Annotated in this window: 28 protein-coding genes; 18 read left to right on the top strand and 10 right to left on the bottom strand. The window is 68.4% G+C overall.

The features are described from left to right. Positions 1-149: 149 nt before the first annotated feature. Entirely contained in the window at positions 150-1,145 is a 996-nt protein-coding gene (locus B2869_RS18140) for a putative F420-0 ABC transporter substrate-binding protein (protein WP_292769606.1), read from the bottom strand. A 230-nt stretch (positions 1,146-1,375) separates the two neighbouring features. On the opposite strand from B2869_RS18140, the gene B2869_RS18135 reads away from it, so the two are divergent. The 7 genes from B2869_RS18135 (at position 1,376) to B2869_RS18105 (ending at position 7,857) form a co-directional block, all read left to right on the top strand. Next, the gene (locus B2869_RS18135; RefSeq protein WP_167255053.1) at positions 1,376-2,356 is read left to right on the top strand and encodes an alpha/beta hydrolase; all 981 of its coding nucleotides are present in this window, start codon (positions 1,376-1,378) and stop codon (positions 2,354-2,356) included. After that, positions 2,353-3,765 carry a dihydroorotase gene (locus B2869_RS18130; RefSeq protein ID WP_029268024.1) on the top strand — a complete coding sequence of 471 codons (1,413 nt, stop codon included), beginning with the start codon at positions 2,353-2,355 and terminating at the stop codon, positions 3,763-3,765. Before B2869_RS18135 ends, B2869_RS18130 begins: the two co-directional genes overlap by 4 nt. Then, the gene (locus tag B2869_RS18125) at positions 3,762-4,736 is read left to right on the top strand and encodes an LLM class flavin-dependent oxidoreductase (RefSeq protein WP_021201484.1); all 975 of its coding nucleotides are present in this window, start codon (positions 3,762-3,764) and stop codon (positions 4,734-4,736) included. Before B2869_RS18130 ends, B2869_RS18125 begins: the two co-directional genes overlap by 4 nt. Positions 4,737-4,776: 40 nt before the next feature. Next, positions 4,777-5,604: an ABC transporter ATP-binding protein gene (locus tag B2869_RS18120; protein WP_292769600.1), complete on the top strand. Its 828-nt coding sequence runs from the start codon at positions 4,777-4,779 to the stop codon at positions 5,602-5,604. Beyond that, on the top strand, positions 5,601-6,434 hold the full coding sequence (locus B2869_RS18115) for an ABC transporter permease (RefSeq protein WP_292769597.1): 834 nt from the start codon (positions 5,601-5,603) through the stop codon (positions 6,432-6,434). The genes B2869_RS18120 and B2869_RS18115 overlap by 4 nt, the downstream gene beginning before the upstream one ends. Continuing rightward, positions 6,431-7,264 (top strand): ABC transporter permease, encoded by an 834-nt coding sequence (locus B2869_RS18110; RefSeq protein ID WP_292769594.1) that lies wholly within the window; start codon positions 6,431-6,433, stop codon positions 7,262-7,264. Before B2869_RS18115 ends, B2869_RS18110 begins: the two co-directional genes overlap by 4 nt. A 149-nt stretch (positions 7,265-7,413) precedes the next feature. Further along, complete coding sequence (locus tag B2869_RS18105) at positions 7,414-7,857, top strand: NUDIX domain-containing protein (protein ID WP_292769592.1); 444 nt, start codon at positions 7,414-7,416, stop codon at positions 7,855-7,857. Between the two features lie 74 nt (positions 7,858-7,931). Here B2869_RS18105 and B2869_RS18100 read toward each other — a convergent pair whose 3' ends face one another. Further along, positions 7,932-9,008 carry an ABC transporter substrate-binding protein gene (locus tag B2869_RS18100; RefSeq protein ID WP_136024766.1) on the bottom strand — a complete coding sequence of 359 codons (1,077 nt, stop codon included), beginning with the start codon at positions 9,006-9,008 and terminating at the stop codon, positions 7,932-7,934. 193 nt (positions 9,009-9,201) lie between these two features. Between B2869_RS18100 and B2869_RS18095 the strand changes: the two genes are divergently transcribed. Genes B2869_RS18095 through B2869_RS18075 form a run of 5 tightly spaced genes read left to right on the top strand, consistent with a single transcriptional unit; the run spans position 9,202 to position 13,498 of the window. Next, positions 9,202-10,206, top strand: coding sequence for an alcohol dehydrogenase catalytic domain-containing protein (locus B2869_RS18095; protein WP_292769590.1), 1,005 nt, complete (start codon positions 9,202-9,204; stop codon positions 10,204-10,206). A 30-nt stretch (positions 10,207-10,236) separates the two neighbouring features. Then, positions 10,237-11,427: a CaiB/BaiF CoA transferase family protein gene (locus tag B2869_RS18090; RefSeq protein ID WP_292769587.1), complete on the top strand. Its 1,191-nt coding sequence runs from the start codon at positions 10,237-10,239 to the stop codon at positions 11,425-11,427. Further along, the gene (locus B2869_RS18085) at positions 11,427-12,290 is read left to right on the top strand and encodes an amidohydrolase family protein (protein WP_292769585.1); all 864 of its coding nucleotides are present in this window, start codon (positions 11,427-11,429) and stop codon (positions 12,288-12,290) included. The genes B2869_RS18090 and B2869_RS18085 overlap by 1 nt, the downstream gene beginning before the upstream one ends. Before the next feature lie 21 nt (positions 12,291-12,311). Then, positions 12,312-13,154 carry a hypothetical protein gene (locus B2869_RS18080; RefSeq protein WP_051668215.1) on the top strand — a complete coding sequence of 281 codons (843 nt, stop codon included), beginning with the start codon at positions 12,312-12,314 and terminating at the stop codon, positions 13,152-13,154. Further along, on the top strand, positions 13,151-13,498 hold the full coding sequence (locus tag B2869_RS18075; protein ID WP_292769580.1) for a hypothetical protein: 348 nt from the start codon (positions 13,151-13,153) through the stop codon (positions 13,496-13,498). The genes B2869_RS18080 and B2869_RS18075 overlap by 4 nt, the downstream gene beginning before the upstream one ends. A 199-nt stretch (positions 13,499-13,697) precedes the next feature. On the opposite strand, the gene B2869_RS18070 is transcribed toward B2869_RS18075, so the two are convergent. Together B2869_RS18070 and B2869_RS18065 are read right to left on the bottom strand one after the other, a co-directional pair. Beyond that, complete coding sequence (locus B2869_RS18070) at positions 13,698-15,242, bottom strand: chaplin family protein (protein WP_292769577.1); 1,545 nt, start codon at positions 15,240-15,242, stop codon at positions 13,698-13,700. A 103-nt stretch (positions 15,243-15,345) separates the two neighbouring features. After that, complete coding sequence (locus tag B2869_RS18065; protein WP_292769574.1) at positions 15,346-16,356, bottom strand: hypothetical protein; 1,011 nt, start codon at positions 16,354-16,356, stop codon at positions 15,346-15,348. A gap of 548 nt (positions 16,357-16,904) precedes the next feature. On the opposite strand from B2869_RS18065, the gene dnaB reads away from it, so the two are divergent. Next, complete coding sequence (gene dnaB / locus B2869_RS18060; RefSeq protein ID WP_017829839.1) at positions 16,905-18,278, top strand: replicative DNA helicase; 1,374 nt, start codon at positions 16,905-16,907, stop codon at positions 18,276-18,278. On the opposite strand, the gene B2869_RS18055 is transcribed toward dnaB, so the two are convergent. Further along, positions 18,233-18,709, bottom strand: a complete 477-nt coding sequence (locus tag B2869_RS18055) for a hypothetical protein (RefSeq protein ID WP_292769571.1) — start codon at positions 18,707-18,709, stop codon at positions 18,233-18,235. The two genes, dnaB and B2869_RS18055, sit on opposite strands and share 46 nt — an antisense overlap. Before the next feature lie 63 nt (positions 18,710-18,772). On the opposite strand from B2869_RS18055, the gene B2869_RS18050 reads away from it, so the two are divergent. After that, a complete protein-coding gene (locus tag B2869_RS18050) occupies positions 18,773-19,216 on the top strand; it encodes a VanZ family protein (RefSeq protein WP_029260737.1) in 444 nt (147 codons plus the stop codon). Positions 19,217-19,237: 21 nt separating this feature from the next. On the opposite strand, the gene B2869_RS18045 is transcribed toward B2869_RS18050, so the two are convergent. Further along, entirely contained in the window at positions 19,238-19,828 is a 591-nt protein-coding gene (locus B2869_RS18045; RefSeq protein WP_292769566.1) for a DUF2165 domain-containing protein, read from the bottom strand. A gap of 105 nt (positions 19,829-19,933) precedes the next feature. Between B2869_RS18045 and B2869_RS18040 the strand changes: the two genes are divergently transcribed. Continuing rightward, complete coding sequence (locus B2869_RS18040; RefSeq protein ID WP_292769563.1) at positions 19,934-20,548, top strand: class I SAM-dependent methyltransferase; 615 nt, start codon at positions 19,934-19,936, stop codon at positions 20,546-20,548. Between the two features lie 24 nt (positions 20,549-20,572). Here B2869_RS18040 and B2869_RS18035 read toward each other — a convergent pair whose 3' ends face one another. Continuing rightward, positions 20,573-21,028 carry an Lrp/AsnC family transcriptional regulator gene (locus B2869_RS18035; RefSeq protein WP_021199448.1) on the bottom strand — a complete coding sequence of 152 codons (456 nt, stop codon included), beginning with the start codon at positions 21,026-21,028 and terminating at the stop codon, positions 20,573-20,575. 98 nt (positions 21,029-21,126) lie between these two features. Between B2869_RS18035 and B2869_RS18030 the strand changes: the two genes are divergently transcribed. The 3 genes from B2869_RS18030 to B2869_RS18020 all read left to right on the top strand — a co-directional run bounded on the left by B2869_RS18030 (position 21,127) and on the right by B2869_RS18020 (position 23,072). Then, the gene (locus B2869_RS18030; RefSeq protein WP_292769560.1) at positions 21,127-21,750 is read left to right on the top strand and encodes a LysE family translocator; all 624 of its coding nucleotides are present in this window, start codon (positions 21,127-21,129) and stop codon (positions 21,748-21,750) included. 118 nt (positions 21,751-21,868) lie between these two features. Next, positions 21,869-22,330: a hypothetical protein gene (locus tag B2869_RS18025; RefSeq protein WP_292769559.1), complete on the top strand. Its 462-nt coding sequence runs from the start codon at positions 21,869-21,871 to the stop codon at positions 22,328-22,330. A gap of 148 nt (positions 22,331-22,478) precedes the next feature. Then, a complete protein-coding gene (locus B2869_RS18020) occupies positions 22,479-23,072 on the top strand; it encodes a hypothetical protein (protein WP_292769556.1) in 594 nt (197 codons plus the stop codon). Positions 23,073-23,129: 57 nt separating this feature from the next. Here the strand turns inward: B2869_RS18020 and B2869_RS18015 are convergent, their stop codons facing one another. From B2869_RS18015 to B2869_RS18005, 3 genes are all read right to left on the bottom strand, one after another. Beyond that, positions 23,130-23,357, bottom strand: a complete 228-nt coding sequence (locus tag B2869_RS18015) for an RNA-binding S4 domain-containing protein (protein ID WP_021199452.1) — start codon at positions 23,355-23,357, stop codon at positions 23,130-23,132. 153 nt (positions 23,358-23,510) lie between these two features. Then, positions 23,511-24,365, bottom strand: a complete 855-nt coding sequence (locus B2869_RS18010; protein WP_292769552.1) for a hypothetical protein — start codon at positions 24,363-24,365, stop codon at positions 23,511-23,513. A gap of 79 nt (positions 24,366-24,444) precedes the next feature. After that, positions 24,445-25,737, bottom strand: coding sequence for a sensor histidine kinase (locus tag B2869_RS18005; protein ID WP_292769549.1), 1,293 nt, complete (start codon positions 25,735-25,737; stop codon positions 24,445-24,447). Positions 25,738-25,743 lie beyond the last annotated feature (6 nt).

Below are 25,743 nucleotides of genomic sequence, written 5' to 3'. Positions count from 1 at the left end.
GACGTCGGCCGGCCCGATCGCGACCGCGGCGACCACCGATCCCGCCAGGGCGAGCAGCAGCACCGTGATCGCCGAGACGGTACGTCCCCGGGGGTGGGGGGCGGATGCCGCCGTGACAGGGAGCGCCGTGCGCAGCGGAACCGTGACGCTCATTGCTCTCCGAGCTGCGTCACGATCGATTCCACGGCCTTCACGTTGCGGATGCCCGCCTCGGTCGCCGGGAAGTCGACCAGCACGTACCGCTCGTTCCGCACCGCGTCGAGCTGTGCGGTGACCGGGTTCGAGGTGAGCAGCGCGATCTTCGACGCGGCGGTGTTCCAGGCGGCGTCCACCAGCACGATCACGTCGGGGTCGGCCTCGGCGATCAGCTCCCACGAGCTCGACGTCCAGGTGTCGTGCACGTCGGCGAAGACGTTCTCGAGCCCGGCGGCCGACATGATCATCTCCGGCGCGCCGATGCCGGCGCCCACGAAGGGCTGGTCGGTGCCGGACGAGTACCAGAGCGCCGTGAGGCCACGGTCGTCGGGGGTGATCGCGTCGAGCTCTGCGCGCTGCTCGGCGATCAGCGCGCTCGCCGCCTCCGTCTCGCCGAGCAGTTGGCCGGCCTCCGCGAAGCCATCGAAGACCGCGTCGAACGTGAGCGGGTCGGGCATGTAGCCCGGAGCCTTGCAGGCCGCGGGGGTGACGTAGGTGGTGATGCCGAGATTCTGCAGGTCGGCTCGCTCACCGGCGCCGTCGACCGAGAAGTTCGACTCCCATCCGGCGAACACCAGGTCGGGCTCGAGGTCGAGCACGGCCTCCTTCGACGGCACCTTGTCGGAGACGACCGGGATGTCCTCGGCATCCGCCGCGAGATCGTCAGGCAGCGGGCCGTCGGAGAAGGCGGAGCCGATGATCCGATCCCCGGCGCCGAGGGCCAGCGCGAGTTCGAGAGTCGACGACTTCACGGTGAGGATGCGTTGCGGCGTGGCGCCGAGCGAGACCTCGGTGCCGCAGTTGTCGAGCACGATCGGCTCGGTGCTGGGGGTTTCGGCGTCGGGCGCTTCGGCCGATGACGCCGGCGCGCCGGCGCAGCCGCTGAGTCCGGCGGCGACGAGCAGGGCGAGGGTGGGGAGGGCGCCGAGGGCGCGGGCGGTGGCAGGCATGGTTCTCCGGAAGACGAGGACGGGAAGGGCGCAAGACAGAGCACGTTCGCAGTCCAGGTCGGGACCACCGGCATCGGCCAATCGGACCGACGCGATGCGGTCATGCTAGCGCGGATACTGGATCCAAATCAATACTGGATTCTGGATCCAAAATCGACGAGGATGGAGAACGCCCCACCGCAGCGGCGCACATCGCCGATCGCGACGCCGCGTTCAGCCGAGAGGAATCCATGCAGACCACACCCGTCTCGTACTTCAGCGAGGGTCAGCGCATCTCCGCCGTGTGGCGCACCCCCGATCATCAGGGTCCGTACCGCGCGATCGTGCAGGGGCCCGGTTGGCTCGGACTGAAGGACGCCAAGCTCTACGTGCGCTACCACGAGGCGCTGGTCGATGCCGGCTTCGCCGTGCTCGTGATCGACTACCGCGGCTTCGGCGACTCCGAAGGCGACCGCGGATACCTCTCGCCGGCCTGGCAGCTGCAGGACCTGGTGAACGCCGTGACCTACCTCACCACCCGCGACGACGTGATCGCCGACGCGATCGGGGTCTTCGGCACCGGCGGCACCGGGGGCGGCAACGCCGTGCTCCTCGCCGACGCCGACCCGCGCATCAAGGCCGCGGTCAGCCAGGTGCCGGTCGCCGACGGCGAGGACTGGCTGCACCGCATGCGCAGCGAGTACGAGTGGCTCGACTTCCAGAAGTCCCTCGAAGAGGACCGCCGCCAGCGCGTCGCCACGGGGGAGGGGCGGATCGTGCACCCCCGTGAGGAGATCATGATCCCCACGGCCGAGCGTCGGGCGACGAAGATCAAGGCCGACGTCGACGACCGCATCCCGACAGCCGTGCCGCTCGCGTGCGCCGAGGGCATCATCGCGTACCGGCCGATCGACGCGGCCGGCCGCCTGACCACACCGCTGCTCGTGATCGGCGTCGAAGGCGACGCCACCACCCCGACCGACCACGCCGAGGCGCTTTACGAGGCGGCACGCGGACCGAAGCAGCTCATCATGCAGCGGCACACCACCCACTACGCCGCCTACGACGCGTACTGGGAGCAGACCACCCCGGTGATCGTGGGCTGGTTCGACCGGTACGTGCGCCCGGCGCACCTCATCCACCGGTCTTCGCCGTCGCCCGCGATCGGCGAATCCATCACCACCGAAACCGTGCAGACACAGTCCGACAGCAAAGAGGAGGTCGCGCGATGAGCGTGGATCTGAAGATCACCGGCGGCACCGTCGTCACCCCCGCAGGGCCGGTCCTGGCCGACCTGCTCGTCGCCGACGGCAAGGTCGCCGGCATGGTCGCGGCCGGTACCGACGTCGCGGCCGCGCGCACGATCGACGCCGCGGGCAAGCTCGTGCTTCCCGGCATGGTCGACGTGCACGTGCACACCCGCGAGCCCGGCTACGAGCACAAGGACGACATCTACACGACGAGCCTGCAGGCCGCGGCCGGTGGCGTCACCACGATGTTCGGGATGCCCAACCTCAAGCCGCCGACCACCGACGTCGCCACGTTGACCGACGTGTTCCACCGGTACGAGGAGTCGTCGATCGTCGACTGGAACCACAACCCCGCGCCGACGAAGTTCGATGAGATCGCCGGCATGAGCGAGATGGGCATCCGGGCGTACAAGATCTACATGGTCGTCGACACGGGCCGCGACTACCCGCACCCCTCCGGCACCGGCATCCACAACCACGGCCACCTGCTCGAGATCATGGATCACATCGCCCAGACCGGCAAGCGCTTCATCGTGCACCCGCACGACCAGGCGCTCATGGATTACATCGAGGGCGCCTACCTCGCCCGCGGTGAGAACACCCCCGAGGGCTACGCCTCCGCCTACGCCGCGCGCGAGGGTGTGATCTGGGACACGGCCATCGACGTCGTGCTGCGTCTCGCCGAGGCCTCCGGCTGTCCCGTGCACATCGCGCACATCCAGACCCGACGCTCGATCGAGGCCGTTCGGCGCGCCAAGCAGAACGGCATCGACGTGACCTGCGAGGTCAACCACTGGGCGCCGTTCCTGTCGACCTGGAACGACGTCGAGACCCTCGGCCCGTACGCGCTCAGCTACTGGGTGCCCGACGACAACCGCGCGGCCGTCTGGGAGGGCATGCGCGACGGCACGATCGACATCGCCGCCAGCGACCACGCCCCGCACACGCGCGAGGAGAAGGAGGTCGGGTGGACGCAGATGTGGAGTTCGCACACCGGCACTCCCGGCATCCAGTACTACTACGAGCTCATGCTCGACGCGGTCAACAAGGGCGAGCTCGACCTGCAGCGCGCGATCGACATGGTCGCCCACATCCCCGCCGCCAAGTTCGGCCTGGAGGGTGTGAAGGGATCGCTCACGATCGGGGCGGATGCCGACATCGTCATCGCCGACCTGGCCGACGAGTGGACGATCACGAACGACGGCGTGCTGTCGAAGATCGGCTGGACCCCCTACGACGGGCGCACCATCAGCGCCCGCATCCAGCGCACGCTCGTGCGCGGTGTCGACGTCTACGTCGGCGACGAGGTCGTCGGCGACCGCACATTCGGAAAGCTCGCCGCATCGGCGGAAGACAGGGCGGCGTTCGCCGCTGGAGAGGAACTGACATGAAATTCGGACTGCTGCTGCCGCACTTCGGCGAGGAGGCGAGCAAGGAGAAGCTCCTGGAGGGATCGAAGCTCGCCGAGAGCTTCGGATTCGACTCCGTCTGGGTGCGCGATCACCTGGTGTTCGAGCCGCACGGCGAGATGGAGAAGCCGAACCGCACGTTCTACGACGCGCTGACGACGCTCACTGCCATCGGTGCCGTCACCGACAAGATCGAGCTCGGTACCGGATCGCTCATCCCGTTCCGGCACCCGCTCGTCACCGCTCTCATGGCCGGCACGATGACCCAGCTGCTCGGCCCGCGCCTGATCCTCGGCTTCGGTGCCGGAACGTTCGATCACGAGTTCGACGCGATCGGCTGGGGCGACCTCGACCGCGTCGAGATGGTGCGCTCGAACGCCGAGATCCTGCGCCGCGTCTTCACCGAGAACGACGTCACCTACGACGACGGCATCTTCACATTCGAGAACGTCACGATCGAGCCCAAGCCCGTGGGAGGACGCATCCCGTTCTGGTACTGCGGCGCGACCCCGCGTTCGGCCCGTCTCGCGGCGGAGTTCGCCGACGGGTGGATGCCGGGACGCACGGGCCTGCTCACCATGGAGAAGCGCATCAAGACCATGCGTGAGATGACGGACGAGAACGGCCGCCCGATGCCGACCATCGCCGTCATCCCGCCCACGTCGATCGAGGACACCCGCGAAGAGGCGCTCAAGCACGTGAACATCCCGGGCCTTCTCGCCTGGGCGAACAAGGCCAAGTTCGCGGTGAAGCCGCCGTCCGGCAGCTTCGAGACGGTCGAAGACCTCGAAGGACAGCTCATCGTCGGCAGCCCCGACGAGGCGGTCGAGCAGATCAAGCGGTTCGAGGAGGTCGGCACCGAGCACCTGGTGTTCGACTTCCGCTTCAAGTTCGATCGGTTCTTCGAGCAGATCGAACTCCTCGGCACCGAGGTGCTTCCGAAGCTGCGATAAGTCGCGCACCGACGCGCGGCGATGAGACGAGAGGTCGACGATGACTGACGTGAATGACACCGCACGGGACTCGGCGGATCCGCTGATCTCGATCACCGGGCTCTCGGTGAGCTACGACGTCGCGCGGACGGGAAAGAAGCTGATAGCCATCGAAGACGTCGACCTCGACGTGTTCGAAGGTGAGTTCATCACGGTGCTCGGCCCGTCGGGGTGCGGAAAGACGACGTTCATGAACGTCATCGCCGGCCTCGTCGCGCCGAGCACCGGGGCCGTCCTCGTCGATGGGAAGCAGGTCGACGGCCCTGGTCCCGACCGGGCCGTTGTCTTCCAGGACTACGCCCTGCTGCCCTGGCGCACCGTGTTCGACAACGTGAAGTTCGGACTCGAGATGCAGAAGGGCCTGCGCACCGCCGACTGGCGGGCGAAGGTGCAGGAGGCCATCGAGATGGTGGGGCTCGCGGGCTTCGAGTCGTCGTACCCCCGTGAGCTCTCCGGCGGCATGCAGCAGCGCGTCGGGCTCGCCCGCGCGTTCGTCGCGGAACCGCGCATCCTGTTGATGGACGAGCCGCTCGGTGCCGTCGACGCCCTCACCCGCGAGGTGATGCGCGACGAGATCGAGAAGCTCATCGAGGCGACGGGCAAGACCGTGCTCTTCATCACGCACTCGATCGAGGAGGCCATCCTCCTCGGTGACCGCATCGTCGTCTTCAAGAGCCACCCCGGTGCGATCAAGGAGATCATCACGACCGGCATCCCGCGCCCGCGCTCGGAACGGTCGGTGCAGCACGATCCGCGCTTCCTCGAACTCCGCGACCACCTCTGGGAGGCGCTGGAGGGTGAGGCCACGGCAGCGGCGGTGTCGAAATGACCGCGCTGCTCGCCACCGGGCCGAACCTCGGTCGGGGTGGAGTCGCCGCCTGGCTCGCGGGGCTGAGCGCCCGGGGCAAGGCGGCGGTCATCGCGATCGAGGTCGTCGTCCTCCTCGTGCTCTGGCAGCTGGTCGTCGGGGTGTTCGGCTGGATCAGTCCGGTCTTCCTGCCGCCGCCCCTGGCCATCGCGCAGGGCTTCGGCGAGATCGTGGCGAACGGATCGCTCGCCGCCAACGCCGGCATCTCGGTGCAGGCGTGGCTGACCGGTTTCGCGCTCGCGGTGGTCGTCGGCATCCCGGTCGGGCTCCTGATGGGAACATCGCTTCCCGTCGACCGAGTGATCGGTCCGATCGCGTGGACGATCTACGCCACGCCGTCGATCGCCTATCAGCCGCTCGCGAAGGCGTGGTTCGGCTTCGGCATCGGTCCGGTGATCTTCCTCGTGACGATCAGCGCGATCTTCCCGATCCTGCTCAACGTCGCCGCGGGCATGCGCACCACGAACCCGTCGATCATCCGCGCCGCCCGCGTGTACGGGGCAGGGCGGATGCGGCTGTATCGCTCGGTGTACCTGCCGTCGACGATCCCGTTCCTGTTCGCGGGGCTGCGGCAAGCGGTCGTCCTCGCCACGATCGGCATGGTCGTGGCCGAGCTCGCGGGCTCGTCGAGCGGCATGGGCGCGCTCATCATCCGCGCCTCGAACACGTATCAGACCGACCAGGCGTTCGCCGCGATCGCCGTCGTCGTGCTGTGGAGCGTCGGCATGACCCAGGTGGTCACGGCCATCGAACGCGGGGTCGCGCCGTGGACGAGGAAGGGCACGCGATGAGCGTCGTCTCGGCAACCGGAACCGTCCGCATCGTGCGGCCGCGGCGTGTGGTGCGCTCCGGCGAGGGAAAGTGGACCCTGCTCCTGATCGGGGTGATCGCCGCAGTGCTGCTCCTGTGGGAGGCGGCCGTCAGCTGGTTCCACTGGATACCGGCGGCCTTCCTGCCCGCACCGACCGCGGTGGCCGTGGCGTTCGGCCAGCTCATGGTCGACCCCGAGTTCTGGAGCGCTTTCGCGTTCAGCGTCACCAACCTGCTGATCGGCCTCGCGATCGCGATCATCGTCGGTGTGGTCGTGGGGCTCGCGGTCGGCTGGTCGCCGGTGCTGCGCTTCATGGTCGCCCCGTTCCTGTGGGTGCTGTACTCCACGCCCAAGGTCGCGCTCGCCCCGCTGTTCATCCTCGGCCTGGGCCTCGGCAGCGAGTCGAAGATCGCCCTCGTGATCCTGCTGGCGGTGTTCCCGATCCTGCTGAACACGATGGAGGGCGCCGTCACCGTGAACCCCTCGCTCGTCAACGCGGCGCGGGTCTACGGCGCGAAGGGGATCGGCCTCGGCTGGAAGGTGATCTTCCCTGCCACGCTGCCCTACAGCCTCTCCGGCATCCAGCGCGGTGCGGCCCTCGGCTTCACGGGCGAGGTGCTCGGCGAATTCCTCGGCGGCACCGGCGGCCTCGGTCACCTGCTCGAGTTCGCGGCGTACCAGTTCCGGATGGACGAGGCCATCGCGATGGTCGTGGTGATGGTCATCATCGCCAACCTCACGCTGCTGCTCATCTCGATCCTCCGGCGCCGGCTCGCGCCCTGGTACGACGAGCGCAAGATCGTCGGCTGACCGGCACCGACGCAGACTCCCGACCCCCGTCTCATGCGCGACGGGGGTCGGGTCTGTCTTCCCCCGTTTCGAATTGCGCAACTGGCTCCATTCGCCGTCGAAGTACGGCCACTTGCGCGATTCGAAACCGGCTGGCGTAGCGTGGCCGGGTGTCGATCGATCGAAGCCACATCCGGGTCAAGGCGATGCTCGTCGCGCCGAACGAGCAGGGAACCGCGCATGCGGTCAGCGTCAATGCCGGGACCGCAGAGAATCCAGGCGGGTATCACCGGCTCATCGGCGGCAGTGTCGAGCTCGGCGAGGCCCATGTCGATGCGGTCCGACGCGAGGTGCGCGAGGAGCTGTCGGCGACGATCCAGGATCTGAGCTACCTCGGGGTGGTGGAGAACATCTTCCGGATCGATGGCGAAGTCGGGCACGAGATCGTGTTCGTGTACACCGGCCGGCTCGACCCGGAACCTGCGGCGGAGGGCGCGACCCTCACGGAGAGTGACGGAGCAGTCGTACCCGTCGTCTGGCGCAGTTTCGATGACGACGCCGAGGCGCTGCCCCTCTACCCCGCCGGAGTCAGAGGGCTCTTCGCTCAGCGGTAGATCTCGCAGCCTGAACAGACGAAGAGGCCCCACCGCCATGCGCAACGGTGGGGCCTTTCGTGCGGGTCAGCGACTCACGGGTAGGTCAGCGTGGCCGGTCCCTCGTTGTCGAGGCCCAGCAGCTCCTGCGCCTTGCGGAGGTAGACGAGCTGCTCGTCGTCGAACTCCAGCGGCTCGAGCTTCTGCGTCTCGATGGTGGTGTCCCACGCCTCGCCGTCGAAGTACAGGTTCGGGCAGGCGAGGTGTCCGTCGAGGATCCAGACGCTGTCCGAATCGCGCAGTTCCGCGACGTCGAAGTCGTTGGCCTCGTAGATGTCCAGCGCCTCCTCCGCGTTCTCGGGGAACTCGCCGGGTGCGGGCGCCGTCATGAAGTCGGTGCCCTTCAGCGTGGCCCGCAGGAACCGTACGAGGGTGTTCGGATTCTCCTGCGCCCACTTCGTGCCGGCGATCTGCACGTCGTTCGCCCAGTTGCGCAGCGACTCGACGACGATGTTCGCGCCGTGTGCTTCGAGGGCTGCCCTGTCGTCGGCGTAGAACGGCTGCAAGCTGATCTTGTCGTTGACGAAGAACTCCGTCCACGACTCCGATCCGGGGCCCGGGTAGACGACCTCGGTGTTTACGGATGCGACGTCCCAGCCCTCCTCTTTCAGCACCTGGGCGCGCTGGAACTCGGCGGGGTCGCCGGGAGTGCCGGCCAGCACGATCGACGTGCCGTCGAGGTCGTCGACGCTCTTCACATCGGACTGCACCGCGAAGTCGAAGTTCTGCCGGCAGTAGTGCCCGGAGACCAGATCGATCTCGACACCGCCGCGGATGGCGTCGATCACGGTGCCGGTCGACTCGACGCCGATGTCGGCGCTGCCGCTGGCGACGGCGGCCGTGACGTTGTCGGCGGTGATGACCTCGACGGTGAGGCCCTCGTCTTCGTAGTAGCCGAGGTCGGACGCCAGGACGAACATCGAGTACATCGTGATGTCGGGGAAGGGGATGGCCACCGTGATGCTGGTGTCCTCCGCGGCTCCGGGTTCGCCGTCGCCGAGGTCGACGGGTCCTTCCGGTGTCGGCGTCGGCGAGGCGCAGGCGGCGAGCAGCGTCAGTGCTGCTGCGCCCCCGACCACGGCGATGCCGAGTCTGTTTCGTGTCGTGCGCATGACTCTCCATTCGGGCAAGTGCGTGCGACTCCTCCGTGGAGTGGGGCGCCTCACGCGGATTTTGGGATACGGTATCCAATTTGGAATCGGGTGTCCATGGTTTGCGGGATATCGTGCTCGAACAGGGTCTAGACGACTGTGATGAAAATTGGATACAGTATCCCAAACAGATTCCCGCGATGAAGAGGTGAAGATGCGTGCCGCCGTGCTGAGCCGTCATGACCTGGACGGGCTGACCGTCACGGAGACGGATGTGCCGGCACCCGGAGACGGCGAAGTGCTCGTGCGCGTCGAGACGGTCGGCGTGAACCAGCTCGACCTCAACGTCATCGCCGGTGTCGGCCCGGGGGCGCAGGCGCAACTGCCCCGCATCCTCGGCATCGACCCTGCCGGCGAGATCGTGGCGGTCGGCACGGATGTCGACCAGAAGCGGATCGGCCAGACCGTCGTGCTGAAACCCAACATCCCCTGCGGGCTGTGCGGTTACTGCGAGGCCGACGATGAAGCCGATTGCCCGAACCAGACCGTCGTCGGCGTGCACCGCGACGGGGGAGCGGCCGAGTACGTCGTCGTCCCCTCCCGCAACGCGATCGACCGCCACGGCCTCGACGCGGCACAGGCGACCGCCGTCGTGCACAGCGCCTCCATCGTGATCAACGCCGTGCGCACGGTCGCGCTCGCCGCGGGCGACAGGGTGCTCGTCACCGGCGCGGGCGGCACCCTCGGCCGTGCGGCGGTGGCCATCGCACTCGCTCGCGGGGCCCAGGTCGTCGCCGCGTCGCGCCGTACTCTCGCACCGCTCGGAGACGAGCAGGTCGTTCAGGCATCGGGTGCCGCAGCACTGGCGGCAGCTCTCGACGGGGGAGAGGGGTTCGACGTCGTGCTCGATGTCTCCGGCCACGCTCCGACCCTGAGCGTCGGGATCTCGGCGTTGCGGTGGGGAGGTCGGGCCGTGTTCTGCGCGGCATCCGTCGACAGCGACCTGCGCATCGACGCCCGCGACTTCTACCTGCGTCGCAAGCGGCTGTCGGGTGTGGCCAGCGCACGCTACGACGATGTGGCCGAGGCTCTCGCGCTCGCCGCCGCCGGGGCCCTGCCCTCGCTCGTCGGCCGCCGCTACGCGCTGGACGACATCGCCACGGCGTATCGCGATTTCCCCCGCAAGGGCGACGGGAAGGTCGTCGTCGATGTGCGCTGACCGCCCTCGGTATCGAAGAGGAGACCAGAAGTGACGAATTCCGCATCACCCGGCGCGGGTGCGCTGGCCGGGATCCGCGTGGTCGAGCTGGGCCAGTACATCTCGGGTCCGTTCGCGGCCAAGCTGCTCGCCGACCTCGGCGCCGACGTCGTCAAGGTCGAGTCGCCCGAGGGGGACCCGATGCGTCGATGGGAGGGGCGGGCGACCATGAGTCCCCAGTTCGCCGCCTACAACCGGGGCAAGCGCGGGGTCGTGCTCGACCTCAAGAGCGCCGAGGGGCTCGCTGCGCTGTTCGGCCTGGTCGACGATGCCGACATCGTGCTGGACAACTTCCGCCCCGGTGTCGCCGAGCGGCTCGGGTTCGGCCCCGATGCGCTGAACGAACGCAACCCGCGGGTGATCACGTGCTCGATCACCGGTTTCGGCCCCACCGGGCCGGCCGCGAAGCGCCCTGCCTACGACACCGTGATCTCGGCGACCGGGGGAATGTACAGCCAGGTGGTCCCGGCCTCCACGATCCGTCCGCTGGGGCCTGCGTTCTCCGATCTGCTGTCGGGGATGTCGGCCGTACAGGCCGTGCTCGCCGCTCTGCATGCCCGTGACGTCAGCGGGGTGGGCGAGCATGTCGAGGTCACGATGGTGGGTGCCCTGCTCGACTTCCTCACCGAGTCCGCTTCGGCGTTCCTCGAGACCGGACAGGTCTCATCGCCCGACTCGCGTCCGCGCCGCGCGCAGGCCTACGCCTGCCGGGGGTCCGACGACAAGGCCTTCGTGATCCATATGTCGGTGCCGGAGAAGTTCTGGACCGGACTGCTCGACGTGCTCGAGCGGCCCGATCTCGCCGACGACCCGCGCTTCTCGACCCGGGAAGCGCGCGTGCGCAACTATGACGAGCTCGACGTGGTGCTCAAGGAGATCGCCGCCACCCGACCCCGGCAGTACTGGCTCAACCGGCTCGCCGCGCACGACATCCCGCACGGTCCGCTGAACACGATGGGCGACCTGTTCGACGATCCGCAGATCGCGAGCATGGGCCTGGTCGAGGAGATCGAGGGGCCTGATGGCGTGCTGCGCGTCCCGGTGCCCAGCATCCGGTTCCAGCGGTCCGGTCGACCCGAGCTGCGATACGCGCCGGCGCTCGGCGCCGACACCGAGGAGATCACGGGACTGCGGACCGAATCTGAATCCGAACCCGCACGAGCGAAGGAAGGGGCAGCCTGATGCCCGGTATCGACGACCTCGTCGCGATCGACGTCCACACCCACCCGCAGACCGAGGAGTTCATCGCGGCGATGGGCCAGCGGCACTCCCAGATGTCGGCGCACTTCGGGCGCGAGCGGCCGGTGGTGTCGTTCGCCGAGCAGGCCGATCAGTACCGCGACCGCAAGATGATGGCCGTGATCGTGAACTCCGACTCGGAGACCACGAGCGGAATCAAGGGTGCGCCGAACGACCTCCTCGGCAAGGCGCAGCAGGACCACCCCGATGCGTTCCTCGCCTTCGCCGGCATCGACCCGTGGAAGGGCGAGGCCGCGGTCGCCGAGATCCGTCGGATGCACGCCGAGTACGGCATCAAGGGCGTCGGCGAGCTCAACCCGTCGCGGCAGAAGTTCCTCGCCAACGACCGTCGCTTCTTCCCGATCTGGGAGACCTGCGCCGAACTCGGGCTCGTGGTGATGTTCCACTCCGGGTTCCCCGGCGCCGGTGCGGGTACTCCCGGTGGCGGCGGATATCGGCTCGAGAACGCCCGCCCTGTGCCGTACATCGACGACGTGGCCGCAGAGTTCCCCGAGCTGAACATCATCAGCGCGCACCCGGCATGGCCGTGGCACCTCGAGAACCTGGCGATGGTGTGGCACAAGTCGAACGTGTACCTCGACCTGTCGGGGTGGGCGCCGAAGTACCTTCCGCCCGAGGTGGTCCGCTACGCCGATTCGCTGATCTCCGACCGGGTGCTCTTCGGGTCGGACTGGCCCGTGATGACCGCCGACCGCTGGATGGCCGAGTTCGACGAGCTCGGGCTCAAGGAGGAGTCGCGCCGGAAGATCCTGCTCGACAACGCACGCACGCTGTTCCGACTGTGAGCGCGAAGGAAGGAGCCGAACGTGGCTGAACTGGTGATGGCCGCAGCGACCCCGCACAACCCGCTGCTGTGGCGGGCGATGCGCGAGCCGATGCCCGACGATCTCGTGACGGTCGAGGCGAACTTCCGTCGCATCCGTGAGGCGATCTCGGATGCCGGGGTCGACACTCTCATCGTGCTCGGCACCGACCACGTGCGGCAGTTCTTCTCCGACAACTCACCTGCCTTCATCGTCGGCAAAGCCGCCTCGTACCACGGCACCTACGAGAACGAGGTGCGCACCTTCGGCATGGAGTACGCCGAACTGACCGGCAACCCGGAGCTGGCGACGCAGATCACCGGCCGCGAGGTGCTGCCCGAGACCATCGACTTCTCGGTATCGCACGAGTGGCGGCTCGACCACAGCTTCGTGCTGCCACTGCAATACGTGCGTCCGGAGCTCGACCTGCCGATCGTGCCGATCCACGCGAACTCGATCCTCCCGCCGCTGCCGACCGCCGCCCGCTTCGCCGCTCTCGGACACCACCTGCGCACCGCGGTCGAGTCCTGGGACAGCGACGTCAGAGTGGGCCTGCTCACCTCGGGGCACATGGCAACCGACGTGGGTGGCCCGCGCACGTTCAACGGCTCGCCCGATCCGGAGTTCGACGCTGAGGCGGTCGGGTGGATGCGTGACGGCGACCTCGACGGGGCGATCGCCGGATGCCGGTTCGACCGCATCATGGCCGCCGGCAACGTCACGTACCAGTACGTGAACATCGTCGCCGCGCTCGCCGCCATGCAGGGGCGCCCGGCCGAACTCGCGGAGGCCACGACCTCGCGCTTCGCCTCCAGTCCGTTCTTCCTCTGGAGGGCCGCATCGTGAGCCGGTACATGATGAACAAGTTCATCCGCGCCGTCGAGATGAGCACCGCGAACGTGAACGCCTACGTCGCCGACACCGAGGGGTTCGTCGACGGGTGGCTCGTGGGGGGAGCGGGGCCCGACGCGGTCGCCGACGACCGGGTGCTGACCCCCGAGGAGCGCACCGCCTTCGTCAACCGCGACTACGGCGCGCTCTACGGTCTGGGCGCGCATCCGTATCTGCTGTGGCACTTCACCGAAGCCGTCTACGAGCACGAGTACACCGAGGGCTTCGGATGGCGCGAACTCGTCGAGCGATACCGGGCCGCGATCATCCCATACGGCGAGGTCGACGACATCCCCTGACCTCGTGGAACGCCTGTGCGCAGGCGCGACGGATGCCCCGTGGGTGGGGTTTCCACGGGGCATCCGTCCATTCTGCGCCGGCGTCGAACGACGGTGTGAGCTGGGGGCTACGAATCCGTCGACGTGTGGGGTGGACGCAGCGGCGCACCGGCGGTGCGGGTCTCCTCCCCCGAGGACGGCCGCACCACCGGCGTCCTCACTACGCCGTCACGAGACGACGTCGCAGGAGTCCGGCGCTTCCGAGGAGGAGCAGGACGGCGGCGAGTGCGAGCAGTCCGACCGGCGACGGAGCGCCGGTCATCGCGAGCCCTGACGCCTGACCGGTCGTCGCCGCGCCCGAGGCGACGGCGGCTCCGGCCGTCGAGACCGGAGTCGTCCCAGGCGTCGTTCCCGGGTTGGTTCCCGGGTCGGTTCCTGGGTCGGTGCCGGGGTCGGTGCCGGGATCGGTGCCGGGATCCGTGCCAGGATCCGTTCCGGGATCCGTGCCGGGGTCCGTTCCCGTGCGGGGATCGGTCACCGTCGCCTCGCCGATCACGGAGATGGCGTTTCCGCCCACCGTGATCGGAAGGCTGATCGGCAGAGCCAGCTGGGTGCCGCCGAGGACGCTGTCGGTTCCGGTGGTGGTGTCGCCTCCGGTGGCGGGGGCGGCCGGTGCGGTGGTGTCTCCACCGGTGCCGGTGCGGGTGACGGTGGCGTCGTCGATGACGGAGATCGCGTTGCCGGTCACGCCGATGGGGGCGGTGACGGGGGCCGTGATCTGGGTGCCGCCGAGGACGCTGTCGGTTCCGGTGGTGGTGTTGCCTCCGGTGGCGGGGGCGGCCGGTGCGGTGGTGTCTCCACCGGTGCCGGTGCGGGTGACGGTGGCATCGTCGATGACGGAGATCGCGTTCCCCGACACCGTGACCGGCGCCGTGACGGGCGCGGTCGCCTGCGTGCCGCCGAGGATCGCGTCGTCACCCGAGGTCGCCGCCGAGGTGGCGGGAGTGGTCGAGCCGGTGGGAGCGGCGGAGCCGGTTCCCGTCGAGCTCGTGTCGCCGAGCAGCGAGATCGCGTTCCCCGACACCGTGACCGGTGCCGTGATCGGCGCGATGACCTGTGTGCCGCTGCCGACGCCGTCGTCACCGGATGTGGTCGCGCCCGCCGGGGCGGAGGATGCCGGTGCGGCGGCTCCCTGTCCTGTCGGAGCGGTGCTCTCGGTGTCGCCGACCAGCGACACGGCGTTGCCCGTGACGGTGATCGGCGCGTTGACCGCGAGCAGCGCCTGGGTGCCCGAGAGCACTCCGTCCAGGCCGTCCGTGGTCACGAGAGGCGCCCCGGCCGGGGTGCCGGTCTGGGGAGCCGGGCTCGGGGGAGTCGCGGCCGGGGCGCTGGTCGTCGAGGTGGCGAGAACGCTCACGGCGTTGTTCGACACGGTGACGGGGAGGTTCACGGTGACAGCGGCCTGGGTGCCGGAGGCCGTGCCGGAGTCACCGCTCGTCTGTGCGGGTGCGGGTGCGGGCGCCGGGGCAGGTACAGGTGCCGGTGCCGGTGCCGGAGCCGGTGCGGTCGAGACGGCGTCGCCCAGCACCGAGATCGCGTTGTCCACGACCGAGATCGGTGCGGTGATAGCTGTCTCCGCCTGGGTGCCGGAGAGCAGCCCGTCGTCTCCGGTCGTCTCGGCCGCGTTCGCGGCCGTTGCGCCGAGGAGCGTGATGCCCCCGGCGATGAGCGCGCCCCACAGGGCTCGCTTGATGAATGTACGCATGATCGTTCTCCTGACTGGATGGATCGTCTGATGGGTGCGCGCGATCACATGCGCGCGCAGCACGGCATCTGTCGTTCCCGGGGGGGAACGACGTGACGGTCCGTCAGTCAGGAGAGACGTCGGTGTCGGCGACCGGCGACGAGGGAAGCTCGTCGTCGGAAGCACCGGATGTCCGCTCACCAGCACGGAGCGGAGAAGAGTTCGCGTCGCTGAGGCGCGCAGGGGAGGCGCCGTTCGCACCGCCGGAACCGGCAGAGGAAGACGCGGGAACGGTGGTGCCCTGCGGGGATCCGGGCGGAGGCCCCGAGGGCACAGGGGTGCTGTGGTCGACGGCTCGCGGGGCGGTGCGATCCACCGCAGGGAGCGAGCCCGAAAGGGGAGATCCGGGCGCGGAGTTCGTCGTCGGTGTGGCCGGTGGCGTCGTCGCGGTGCGCTCCGTCACCAGGCCGGTGACCGTCGATGCCGCGGGCTCGGTGATCTGTCCGGAACCATCGCCGGGCTCGGGCGTCGGCGGCGTCGCCGGCGTCGTCGGGTCGAGGGCTTCGAGTACCGGGGGGACCGTCTGGTCCGCGACGTTCCCGAGAAGGGCGGTGGTGTCGTCGACCACGCCGACCACATCTCCCACAGCGGAGATCAGACCGAGGTCGGACGCGAGCCCGCCGACCACCGGGATGTCGGCGACCGTGTCGAGGATCGGGTCGGTGATCTGCGAGACAGGGGCGCCGGTCAGCACGTCGGCGACCGGGGTGACGACTGCGGTCGCGGTCTCCGTCGCGGCGTGCACGACGGGTGCGACGGCCGGACCGACGACGGGTGCGTTCACGATCGGCGCCGTGACGGTGGCGACCACGGTGGGCACCGCTTGCTGCACCGGGGCGACCACCTGGGTCACCACAGGCGCGACGACCTGCGTGACGACCGGGGTCACGGGGGCCGTGACGGCCGATACCGTGTCGCTGGTGAGCGAGGTGAGTCCGTCGAGCGGGCCGTCCTGTTCGTCCGCGTGCGCGGATCCGCCCGCGAGGAGAACCGTGAGCGTCGCCCAGGCGAGCACGCCGATGCCACCCCAGAAGACGGCGGCAGGTATGCCGCGTCGGGTGGCCCGAGCGTCCACGTCGACCTCCCCCTCCGAAGGCAACGTACGTCGACGCCGTTGCGTCGATTGGGGCTGACGATACTCGCGCACGGACGTCGTGTCTAGAGGGTTCTCCGCGCGTTTCCGGGGATGTCCGGGTGTGACGCGCCCGGAGAAATCTCGGCTTGACTTTCCCCAAGTTCTACACATCCCATCCCCGCAGAGGGCAACCTTCAATGCCCGATTTAAACTGATTTCCATCCACAGGCTGGGGAAATGATAAAAGCCAGTTCAAGCAGCATAAAAAAGTTTCGTTTCCCGGTCCTCCACGGGGTTATCCACACCCGTTGTGCACAGACACTCCGAGTTTGTTCGCACGCTCTCCACAGAGTTATCCACAGGCCGTCTTGCATGTGGAAACAGTCGCTCGTAGCGTGGGCGAGCGACCGAATGTCGGAGGCAGCTGTTTTGCTGTTCAGGGGTGGCGCGAGGGCCGAGATCCGCACCGGGCCCGCCACGGAAGCGTCTCATCAGGACGGCGTCTCACCGGGACATCGCATCGGAAACGTCGCATCGAAGGGAAGACTGTGTCGATCGCTGACATCTCAGAAGAGCGCATGGGCGCGAAGCGTGCGCCGGAACGCACGCCTCCCCACGACCTTCTCGCCGAGCAGAGCGCGTTGGGCGGAATGCTCCTGTCGAAGGATGCGGTCGCCGATGTGATCGAGACGCTCAAGGGCGCCGACTTCTACATCCCGAAGCACGAGCTCATCTTCGAGGCCATCCTCTCGTTGTACTCCCATGGCGAGCCCACCGACGTCGTCGCCGTCACCGACGAGCTCATCAAGACGGGCGAGCTCGGCCGCGCCGGCGGTGCCGACTACCTGCACACGCTGACGTCGATCGTCCCCACGGCGGCCAACGCCGGCTACTACGCGGGCATCGTCTCCGAGCGCGCGATCCTGCGCCGGCTCGTCGATGCGGGCACGCGCATCGTGCAGCTCGGGTACGCCGGTGAGGGCGATGCGACCGACATCGTCAACAACGCGCAGGCCGAGATCTACTCGATCACCGGATCCGAGACCGCCGAAGACTACGTCCCGCTGCAGATCGCCGTCGACGCCGCGCTCGAGGAGATCGAGGCCGCCAGCGGCCGCGACGGATCGATGACCGGAGTGCCGACCGGCTTCAAAGAGCTCGACGAGCTGACGAACGGCCTCCACGGCGGGCAGATGATCGTCGTCGCCGCTCGACCCGCCATGGGCAAGTCCACGCTCGCGCTCGACTTCGCGCGCGCGGCATCCATCGGCCACAACCTCCCCTCCGTCTTCTTCTCCCTCGAGATGGGCAAGAGCGAGATCGCCATGCGTCTGCTCAGCGCCGAGGGTGCGATCCCGCTGCAGAACATGCGAAAGGGAAACCTCGACCCGCGCGACTGGACCACCGTCGCCGCGACCCGAGGACGCATCAACGACGCCCCGCTCTACATCGACGACAGCCCGAACATGACCCTCGTCGAGATCCGGGCGAAGTGCCGTCGACTGAAGCAGCGCGAGGGGCTGCGCATGGTCATCATCGACTACCTCCAGCTGATGACCTCGGGCAAGCGCGTCGAGTCGCGTCAGCAGGAGGTCTCGGAGTTCTCCCGAAGCCTCAAGCTCATCGCCAAGGAGTTGCAGGTTCCGGTCATCGCCCTCTCGCAACTGAACCGTGGTCCCGAGCAGCGCACCGACAAGAAGCCCGCGATCAGCGACCTGCGAGAGTCGGGCTCGATCGAGCAGGACGCCGACATGGTCATCCTGCTGCACCGCGACTCGGTGTACGACAAGGACGTGCGTCCTGGCGAGGCCGACCTCATCGTCGCCAAGCACCGTAACGGACCTACCGCGACGATCACGGTCGCGTTCCAGGGGCACTACTCGCGCTTCATGGACATGGCTCCCGGCGGCGACTTCAACTGAGCGTCGGCTCCGTCGCTCACAGCGGGGTGGGAGCGAGGGGGAGTGAGGTCGATGGGATCCGGTTCGCGGTCGCCTTGACGAAGCCATTCGATCGCTTCATAGAGGTCGTCACCTATGCGCGTCAGTGAGTTGAAGCGAGACGTGTGGAAGATCGGCAGTTCGCCGTCGTCGTCTCGGGCACCGGTGTCCCAGGCGGGGTAGTCGCCGTTCTCGCTCATCGCCAAGACGACGAGGCGCTCTGCGATGCTCCAGGAGCCGTCGGGTTCGATCTTCCAGTCGTACCCTTCGGCCCGCCCTTCCCGGACGTCACGGTGCAGCGCCTCGGTCAGGTATCGGCCCCGACCCACCACGCCGTCGCCGAATCCGGAGGGGACCGGCGTGTAGATGAGCCAGAGCCCGACGGTCAGGTTCCATCGCGGTTCGCTCTCCACCCCCGAGTGTTAGCGACCGAAACGCATACGCTCACGCAACATCGGATGCGGTGAGGTGGGCGTATGGCTCACTCCGCTCACTCTCGCCCGTCGTCCGGCCCGCGGCTCCTCGTCGCGGGCCTCGCGGCTCTGGCGGTCGTCGCCGTCACGCTGACGCCGCGCCGGTTCGCGAGCCCTGCTCGTGCGCTCTTCATGGACCTCGCCCATGTCTTCGCGGCGCCTCTGGTCGAGCCGATGACCTTCATCGAGGTGGAGAGCACCCTCAACGCACTGCTCTTCGTCCCTCTCGGAGCCGCGGTGGCGCTTGCGCTCAGCCGGCGGCTCTGGATGCTCGCGCCCGTGCTCGTCTTCTGTGCGTCGTTCGCGATCGAGAGTGTCCAGGCCGCGATCCCTGGGCGTGTCCCTGACGTGCAGGACATCGTGTGGAACACGATCGGCGGGATCATCGGCGCCGTCGCGGTGGGAATCGTGCGAGGGCTCTGGGCCCTGGGACGACGGCGTTCGTGAGGACGCCGTGGGCCCACGTGCCTATCGGGCGGCGTCGCGCCGAGGCGGAGCGTCATCCCATCGGGGTGACGGGAGGTGCAGCAGCACCAGGCCGATGCCGGCGATCACCGAGTTGCGGAAGGCGGGGTCGACCCCGTTCCACGACGTGGAGCGCCACATCTGGAACCACTCGCCGCCGATGGAGATGAATCCGCCCACGAAGAGCAGGATGATCATCACGAGTCCGATCGACGACCAGACGCGGGCGGCATGGAAGCCGTGGCCGAGGAATCCGCGCACGAAGAACACGACCGCGACGATCAGGACGATCGCGCTCAGCGACTCCCAGATGATCACGCCGATGTACGCGATGTTCCACAGCACGGGATTGTCGATCGCCCGCCACATCACGTCAGGGTCGAGACCTTTTCCGGCCTCCTGGCCGAAGTTCGTGGTGTCCATCGCGAGCACGTGCTGCACGAAGTCGAAGTTCGTGCCGTAGTCGGTGATGTTGCCGAGGGCGACGAGGAAGATGTAGAGCCCGTTAACGAGGACGAGCGCGGCTGCGGCGAAGGGCAGCGAGCCGAGAAGGTGCCAACGAGGTGAGTGCACCGGTGCGTCGGTCGTAGTCATGACCAGACAGTATCGGTCGGCTGTCCTCGCGTCGAGGGGAGCCGAGGCAGCCTCCGGATACCGTGGAGAGGAGCGATCGTGAGCGCACGGTGAAGGGAGAGCGCCATGATGAACCACTCCGGAAGCGACGTGCGCATCCGCGACGGATATGCCGCGCGTGCCGGCGAGTACACGGAGCTGTTCGGTGACATCGGGCAGATGGATGACATCGACCGGGAGCGCATCGGACGCTGGTCGGATGGCATCGACGGGCGCATTCTCGATGTCGGCTGCGGGCCCGGGCACTGGACCGCCTTCCTCGTCGATCGAGGCGCTGACGCCGAGGGCATCGACCTCGTGCCGGAATTCGTCGACGATGCCTCCGCACGGTTCCCGCAGGTGCCGTATCGGGTCGCATCGCTGACCGACGCCGACGTCCCGGCGGGCTCACTCGGTGGCGTGCTCGCCTGGTACTCGCTGATCCATGCGACTCCGGATGAGTTGCCGTCCCTGCTCGCGGCCGCGCGGCGCGCGATCCGCGAGGGCGGTCACCTGCTGATCGGGTTCTTCGACGGGACGGACGGCGAACCGTTCCCGCACGCGGTCACCACGGCGCACTACTGGTCGGTGGACGGGATGTCGGCGCTGCTCGAACGCGCGGGGTTCTCCGTGCTCGACAGCGAGGCGCGGGTACAGGACGAACGGCGTCCGCACGCGTCGATCAGCGCCGTCGCGGTCTGATCGCCGACGCGGAGGCTCGCCGCCTCAGGGGATCGGCACCGCCCGATCCGCTCCGAGGCGCTTCATCACCATGGTCGAGGTGAGTCGCTGCACCCCCGGCAGGGCCCCGAGGGTGTTGTCGTAGAGCTCCTGGTAGGCGCTCATGTCGCGGGTGAGGATGCGCAGCATGTAGTCGGGGTCGCCGAACAGGCGCTGGGCCTCGACCACCGCGGGGATCGCCACGACGGCCTCCTCGAACGCCACGATCGTGTCCTTGTCGGTGCGTCCGATCGTCACGAACACGATGGCCTCGAACGTGAGGCCGACGGCTGCGGGCGCGACGACCGCGCGGTATCGCTCGATCGCTCCGGACTGCTCCAGTTCCTTGAGTCGGCGATGGCACGCGGACAGGCTCAACCCGACCTGGGAGGCGAGGTGCGTCGCACTCATCCGTCCATCATCCTGCAGCAGGGAGAGGATCTCCCGGTCAAGTGCGTCCATGGTGACAATTCTTGCAGGTGAAGGGCGCGATCACTCGAAGAATCGGAGCACCTTTCGCGTGATCCTTCGTAGTCTCTTCCTCGGATTGAGGAGGACCGATGGATATCGCTCTGGTCATGCAGTTCTGGGTGGTCGCCGTGATGCTGGCGCTGACCCCCGGAGCGGACTGGGCGTATGCGATCTCCGCCGGCCTGCGCGCCCGCTCGATCGCGCCTTCCATCCTCGGGATGATCGCCGGGTACACCGTCGTGATCGTCGCCGTCGCGCTCGGTCTCGGAGCGCTGGTCACCGCGTATCCGGTAACCCTCACGACCCTGACCGTGATCGGCGCGCTCTATCTGATCTTCCTCGGTGCGACGACGCTGGCCACACGCCCTGCGCCGATCGCGGAGAGCGGCGAACCGGTCGCCACCGGGGGGTGGGGGCAGTTCCTGCGGGGATCCGGTGTGAGCGGGATCAACCCGAAGGGGCTCCTGCTGCTGCTCGCCCTGTTGCCGCAGTTCACGAGCCCGAACGGCTGGCCGTCGACGACGCAGATGCTCGCCCTCGGCGGCTTGCACCTGTTCAACATCGCGATCGTCTACACGACAGTGGGGCTGCTCGCCCGTCGTCTCCTGCGCACCCGGCCGCGTGCGAGCTCTGTGGTCACCCGGATCGCGGGCATCGCCATGACCGTCATCGGCGTCGGCATCCTCGCGGAGCAGGTGATCGAGTGGCTGTGAGCGCCTACGTCTCTCTCCCGTCGATGCCGTCTTTTCTCCGGTCGATACCGTCTGCGACCTCGACCTGCCGCAGTAGCGTCGGAGGGAGGGCGGCGATCGGCGGGAGAAGAGGGGCTTCATGACTTCCAATGGACGGACGAACACGGCTCTGCAATTGCTGCTGCCGGCGTTCCTGCTCGGGGCGATCTTCGCGCTCTCCTTCCTCGAAGCCCCGTTGAAGTTCCTCGCGCCCGGCGTCACGATCCCGATCGGACTCGGCATCGGTCGACTCGTCTTCACCGCGCTGAACGTGCTCGCGGGTGTCGTCCTGGTCGTGCTCACAGCCGTGAGTGCCCGGGCGAAGGTCGGGCGCACGCCCCTGGTGATCCTCGGCGTGATCTGGGTGGTGTTCCTTCTCGAGATCGCCGTCATCCGCCCGGTGCTCAACCGGCGCAGCGATCTGGTGATCGCCGGGGCCGAGGCGCCGGGCACGAATTGGGCGCACTATGCGTACATCGCCGCCGACGTGGCGATCATCGGGCTCCTCATCGCATTGATCGTCGTCACCGTGCGGCGGGTCCTGCCGTCGGAAGCGCGATAGTCGACCGCTCCGCACCTCCTCTTCCGAAAGCCCACGCATTCCGATCTATCGGCATACAGATTCCCTGAACGCGGCCACCTCCATCGCGGCAGTGAAATGTTGAATGTTGCCGGCCGGATCCTGGCCGGACATCAACCGGAGGAACACCATGAAGCTGAAGAACCGAATCGCCGCCACCGGCATCACCATCGCCCTGGCCGCGGGTGTCGCGCTCATCGGCGCACCGGCCGCCAAGGCTGCCGAAGCCCAGATCGACAACTACGGAGCCGTGAACTACCCCTTCGCGCCGAGCGATGACACGAGCGTCGGCCAGGCGGGAATCGGCTGGGTGCGACTTGCCGACGGCACGCTGGGCCAGGAGTCCGAGCAGACCTTCGGATCGGCCGCGAAGGTCGCTCTCGACGACAACGTCGATGTGGTGCAGGTCGGCGAGAAGGTGCGCATCACGGTCACCGCGACCAACCGCTCCAGCTTCGCTCGCCTGATCTCCACGGCGATCCCGACGGCCTCCGGTCTGACCGTGACCGGTGCCGAATCGTCCCTCGGCGAGCCGATCGTCAGCAGCAGCCATGTGTTCGCCTCCTTCGGCGAGCTGGAGCCCGGCGAGACCGGCACGGCGGTCATCACGGCCCAGGTCGGTGACGTCGCCCCCGGAACCACTCTGCAGACCCTTGCCTACGTCTATCAGGACCTCTCGGGTCCGATGTCGCAGATCACCGACACGAACACCGTCATCGGCTGAATCGGCCGCTGACACGTGCGGTGGGTTCTTCGGAATCCACCGCACGTCGATGTTCGGTCAGGGGCGGACGCGGACCGTGCGTCCCTCGAAGGTCACCAGGTCGCCGTCGCGCAGCTGGCGCCCGCGTCGGCGATCGACCTCGCCGTTCACGGTGACGTATCCGTCGATGATGACCTCTTTGGCGTCGCCGCCCGAATCGAGGAGGCCGGCGAATTTGAGGAACTGCCCGAGGCGGATCACCTCACCGCCGATGGAGATGTCGTCGATCGGTGCGGAGTTCGTCATCCTTGAATGCTAATCGGCTTCGACCGAGTCCGGACGCGACGATGCCGCCGCCCGTGCGGGGCGGCGGCATCATCTCGAGTCGGGCGCATCGGGTTCGCCCGACAGGACGCAGGGGGCTGCTCCTCGAACGACTCGGTCCCCTCCTCGAGCAACTCAGTCGATGTCGGTTCCGACGACCGCGAAGTCGACGCCGAAGTCGATGTCGATCGAACGGTTGTCCGACGTGAGGACGGAGGCGTCGTACGGGCTCACGTCGTCGCCGTCGACATCGAGGTCGGTGATCATGCCCTCGGCCTCGGCGAGGGCCGCGGAGACCAGGGCGCGGATCGTCTCGTCGTCGAGCGTGAGCGCGGGGCCGGTGTCGTCGCCGTCGGCCACATCGGTCGAGATGACAGATGCGGCGAGGTCCTTGTCGACACGGACCTCGGTCTCATCGCCCGCGGTCGTCGTGAGCTGCACCTCCCATGTGCCGTCGCGCTTCGCATTGATCGAGGTGACCTCGCCATCGGCGGCTCCGCGTGCGGCATCCGCGATCGTGATGAGTTCGTCGGCGGATGCCGTGCCGATGCCTGTCACCGGGCCGCGGCCGTTCGAGGGGGCGTCGCCGCGGTCGTGGTCGCGGTTGCCGTCGCGCTGGGCGTGGTCATCCGCGTCGTCGTGGCGGGGACCGTCGGACATGGAGGAGCGGTCGTCGTCGCCGAACTCGTCGCCGATCGCGGCACCGATCGCGATGCCGCCGCCCGCCAGGACCACGGCTGCCGCGATGCCCCCGCCGATGAGCAGTGCGCGCTTGCGTCCGGGCTTCGGTGCGGATGTCGTGGGGACGGCGACCGGCTCCGCCGCGGGGAAGGTCGGGTGGTGACCGGCACCCGCGTTCGGGGCTGCCGCATCCGGGGCCGGGGTCACCGGTACGGTCTGCGCATCCGGGGTGCCTTGTGCGGTCTGGTCGGGAGTGGGCGTCTGGTCGGGAGTCGGCGTCTGGTCGGGAGAGGGTGTCTTGTCGTCCATGTCTCGATGGTGCCGCGCGGGCGCTGAAGCCTCCCTGAAGCGTCCTGAAGACCTCTTCAGGAACCGGACTTCCGGCCGGTCAGGTGCTGAGGGGGAGGGCGAGGACGAACCGTGCGCCGCCCCAGCGGGAGTCGTCGACCGTGAGGGTTCCCCGACTGCGGGTGGCGAGGCCGCGGGCGATCGCGAGCCCCAGTCCGCTGCCTCCGGCGTCGCGGCTGCGGGCTTCGTCGAGGCGCACGAAGCGCTCGAAGATGCGCTCGCGTTCCTCGGCCGGCACCCCGGTGCCGTCGTCCTCGACCGTGACGAACACGTGGCCGTCGGACGGGATCACCCCGATCGCGATGCGTCCTCGGCTGTGGCGCGCAGCGTTGTCGGCGAGATTGCGCATCAGTTGGCCGAGCAGCCGCGGGTCGCCGTGCACGCGCGCGGCGTGGATGCCCGAGCCGTCGACGTCGATCCCCGCTGCGCGGAGCCGACGCACTTCCCCGAGAGCGATGTCGTCGAGGTCGACCGCTTCGTCAAGCGTGCTCGCGCCTTCGTCGAGACGGGCGAGCAGCAACAGCGATTCGACGATCCCCTGCAGACGCAGCCCTTCCTCCGACACGACATCGGCGAGTTCGCCGATGCTCGTCACGTCGGGGTGGGCCTGGGCGAGCTCGGCGTGTTGACGGATCGTCGCGAGCGGGGATCGCAGTTCGTGCGAGGCATCCGAGACGAAGCGCCGTTGCGCGGTGGCCGCGGCGTCGAGTCGGTCGAGCATGCCGTTCATGGTGGTCGCGAGTGCGGCGATCTCATCCGCGGTCTCCGGCACCGGCACTCGCTGGTGCAGGCGCTCGGCGGTGATGCCGTCGACCTCTTCGCGGATGCGCTCGACCGGGCGGAGCGCGCGACCGACCACGAGCCAGGTGGTCACGGCCACGAGCAGCAGCAGCAGGGGGACCGCGACGGCGAGCAGCGTCGCGACCGTCGCGAGGGTCTCGGCATCGTCATCCATCGAGACGGCGAGCACGAGCGTCTGATCGCCGTCGATGTCTTCCGAGACCACCAAGACGGTGTCGCCGTCGACGGTGGTCGTCTGCGGGTCGTCATCGGCGGGGAGCGGCGTCGAACCCAGCTTGTCGCGAGCCTCCTCGCTCGCCGCGCGTACCGAACCGTCCGGACCGAGGATCTGCAGGATCTCGTCGTCAAGCGCGTCCACGCCCTTGCCGCCCGGCCCACCGGCACGTTCGGCGAGCTCGCTGAGCCGCTGCTCCGCGGCGCGTTCGGTGCTGCCGTGGATGCTCGCGCTCAGCACCCCGTAGAACGAGAAGGCGCCGATCAGCAGGGCGACGGCGACGACGACGGTGGCGCCGAGCGTCGTCCTTCCGCGCACTGAGCG

The sequence above is a fragment of the Microbacterium sp. UBA3486 genome, from assembly GCF_002377845.1.
Lineage (GTDB): Bacteria > Actinomycetota > Actinomycetes > Actinomycetales > Microbacteriaceae > Microbacterium > Microbacterium maritypicum_A.
The sequence above is the reverse complement of the archived record's forward strand: the minus strand, read 5'-3'. Positions and strand labels throughout refer to the sequence as shown.

What these genes read in the sequence shown, in the direction of transcription:
- B2869_RS18040 (WP_292769563.1), top strand. Translation starts at nt 19,934, where the DNA reads ATGATGAACCACTCCGGAAGCGACGTGCGCATCCGCGACGGATATGCC.
- B2869_RS18120 (WP_292769600.1), top strand. Translation starts at nt 4,777, where the DNA reads ATGACTGACGTGAATGACACCGCACGGGACTCGGCGGATCCGCTGATC.
- B2869_RS18070 (WP_292769577.1), bottom strand. Translation starts at nt 15,242, where the DNA reads ATGCGTACATTCATCAAGCGAGCCCTGTGGGGCGCGCTCATCGCCGGG.
- B2869_RS18115 (WP_292769597.1), top strand. Translation starts at nt 5,601, where the DNA reads ATGACCGCGCTGCTCGCCACCGGGCCGAACCTCGGTCGGGGTGGAGTC.
- B2869_RS18135 (WP_167255053.1), top strand. Translation starts at nt 1,376, where the DNA reads ATGCAGACCACACCCGTCTCGTACTTCAGCGAGGGTCAGCGCATCTCC.
- B2869_RS18050 (WP_029260737.1), top strand. Translation starts at nt 18,773, where the DNA reads ATGGCTCACTCCGCTCACTCTCGCCCGTCGTCCGGCCCGCGGCTCCTC.
- B2869_RS18130 (WP_029268024.1), top strand. Translation starts at nt 2,353, where the DNA reads ATGAGCGTGGATCTGAAGATCACCGGCGGCACCGTCGTCACCCCCGCA.
- B2869_RS18010 (WP_292769552.1), bottom strand. Translation starts at nt 24,365, where the DNA reads ATGGACGACAAGACACCCTCTCCCGACCAGACGCCGACTCCCGACCAG.
- B2869_RS18045 (WP_292769566.1), bottom strand. Translation starts at nt 19,828, where the DNA reads ATGACTACGACCGACGCACCGGTGCACTCACCTCGTTGGCACCTTCTC.
- B2869_RS18015 (WP_021199452.1), bottom strand. Translation starts at nt 23,357, where the DNA reads ATGACGAACTCCGCACCGATCGACGACATCTCCATCGGCGGTGAGGTG.
- B2869_RS18100 (WP_136024766.1), bottom strand. Translation starts at nt 9,008, where the DNA reads ATGCGCACGACACGAAACAGACTCGGCATCGCCGTGGTCGGGGGCGCA.
- B2869_RS18125 (WP_021201484.1), top strand. Translation starts at nt 3,762, where the DNA reads ATGAAATTCGGACTGCTGCTGCCGCACTTCGGCGAGGAGGCGAGCAAG.
- B2869_RS18085 (WP_292769585.1), top strand. Translation starts at nt 11,427, where the DNA reads ATGCCCGGTATCGACGACCTCGTCGCGATCGACGTCCACACCCACCCG.
- B2869_RS18140 (WP_292769606.1), bottom strand. Translation starts at nt 1,145, where the DNA reads ATGCCTGCCACCGCCCGCGCCCTCGGCGCCCTCCCCACCCTCGCCCTG.
- B2869_RS18025 (WP_292769559.1), top strand. Translation starts at nt 21,869, where the DNA reads ATGACTTCCAATGGACGGACGAACACGGCTCTGCAATTGCTGCTGCCG.
- B2869_RS18035 (WP_021199448.1), bottom strand. Translation starts at nt 21,028, where the DNA reads ATGGACGCACTTGACCGGGAGATCCTCTCCCTGCTGCAGGATGATGGA.
- B2869_RS18030 (WP_292769560.1), top strand. Translation starts at nt 21,127, where the DNA reads ATGGATATCGCTCTGGTCATGCAGTTCTGGGTGGTCGCCGTGATGCTG.
- B2869_RS18020 (WP_292769556.1), top strand. Translation starts at nt 22,479, where the DNA reads ATGAAGCTGAAGAACCGAATCGCCGCCACCGGCATCACCATCGCCCTG.
- B2869_RS18110 (WP_292769594.1), top strand. Translation starts at nt 6,431, where the DNA reads ATGAGCGTCGTCTCGGCAACCGGAACCGTCCGCATCGTGCGGCCGCGG.
- B2869_RS18095 (WP_292769590.1), top strand. Translation starts at nt 9,202, where the DNA reads ATGCGTGCCGCCGTGCTGAGCCGTCATGACCTGGACGGGCTGACCGTC.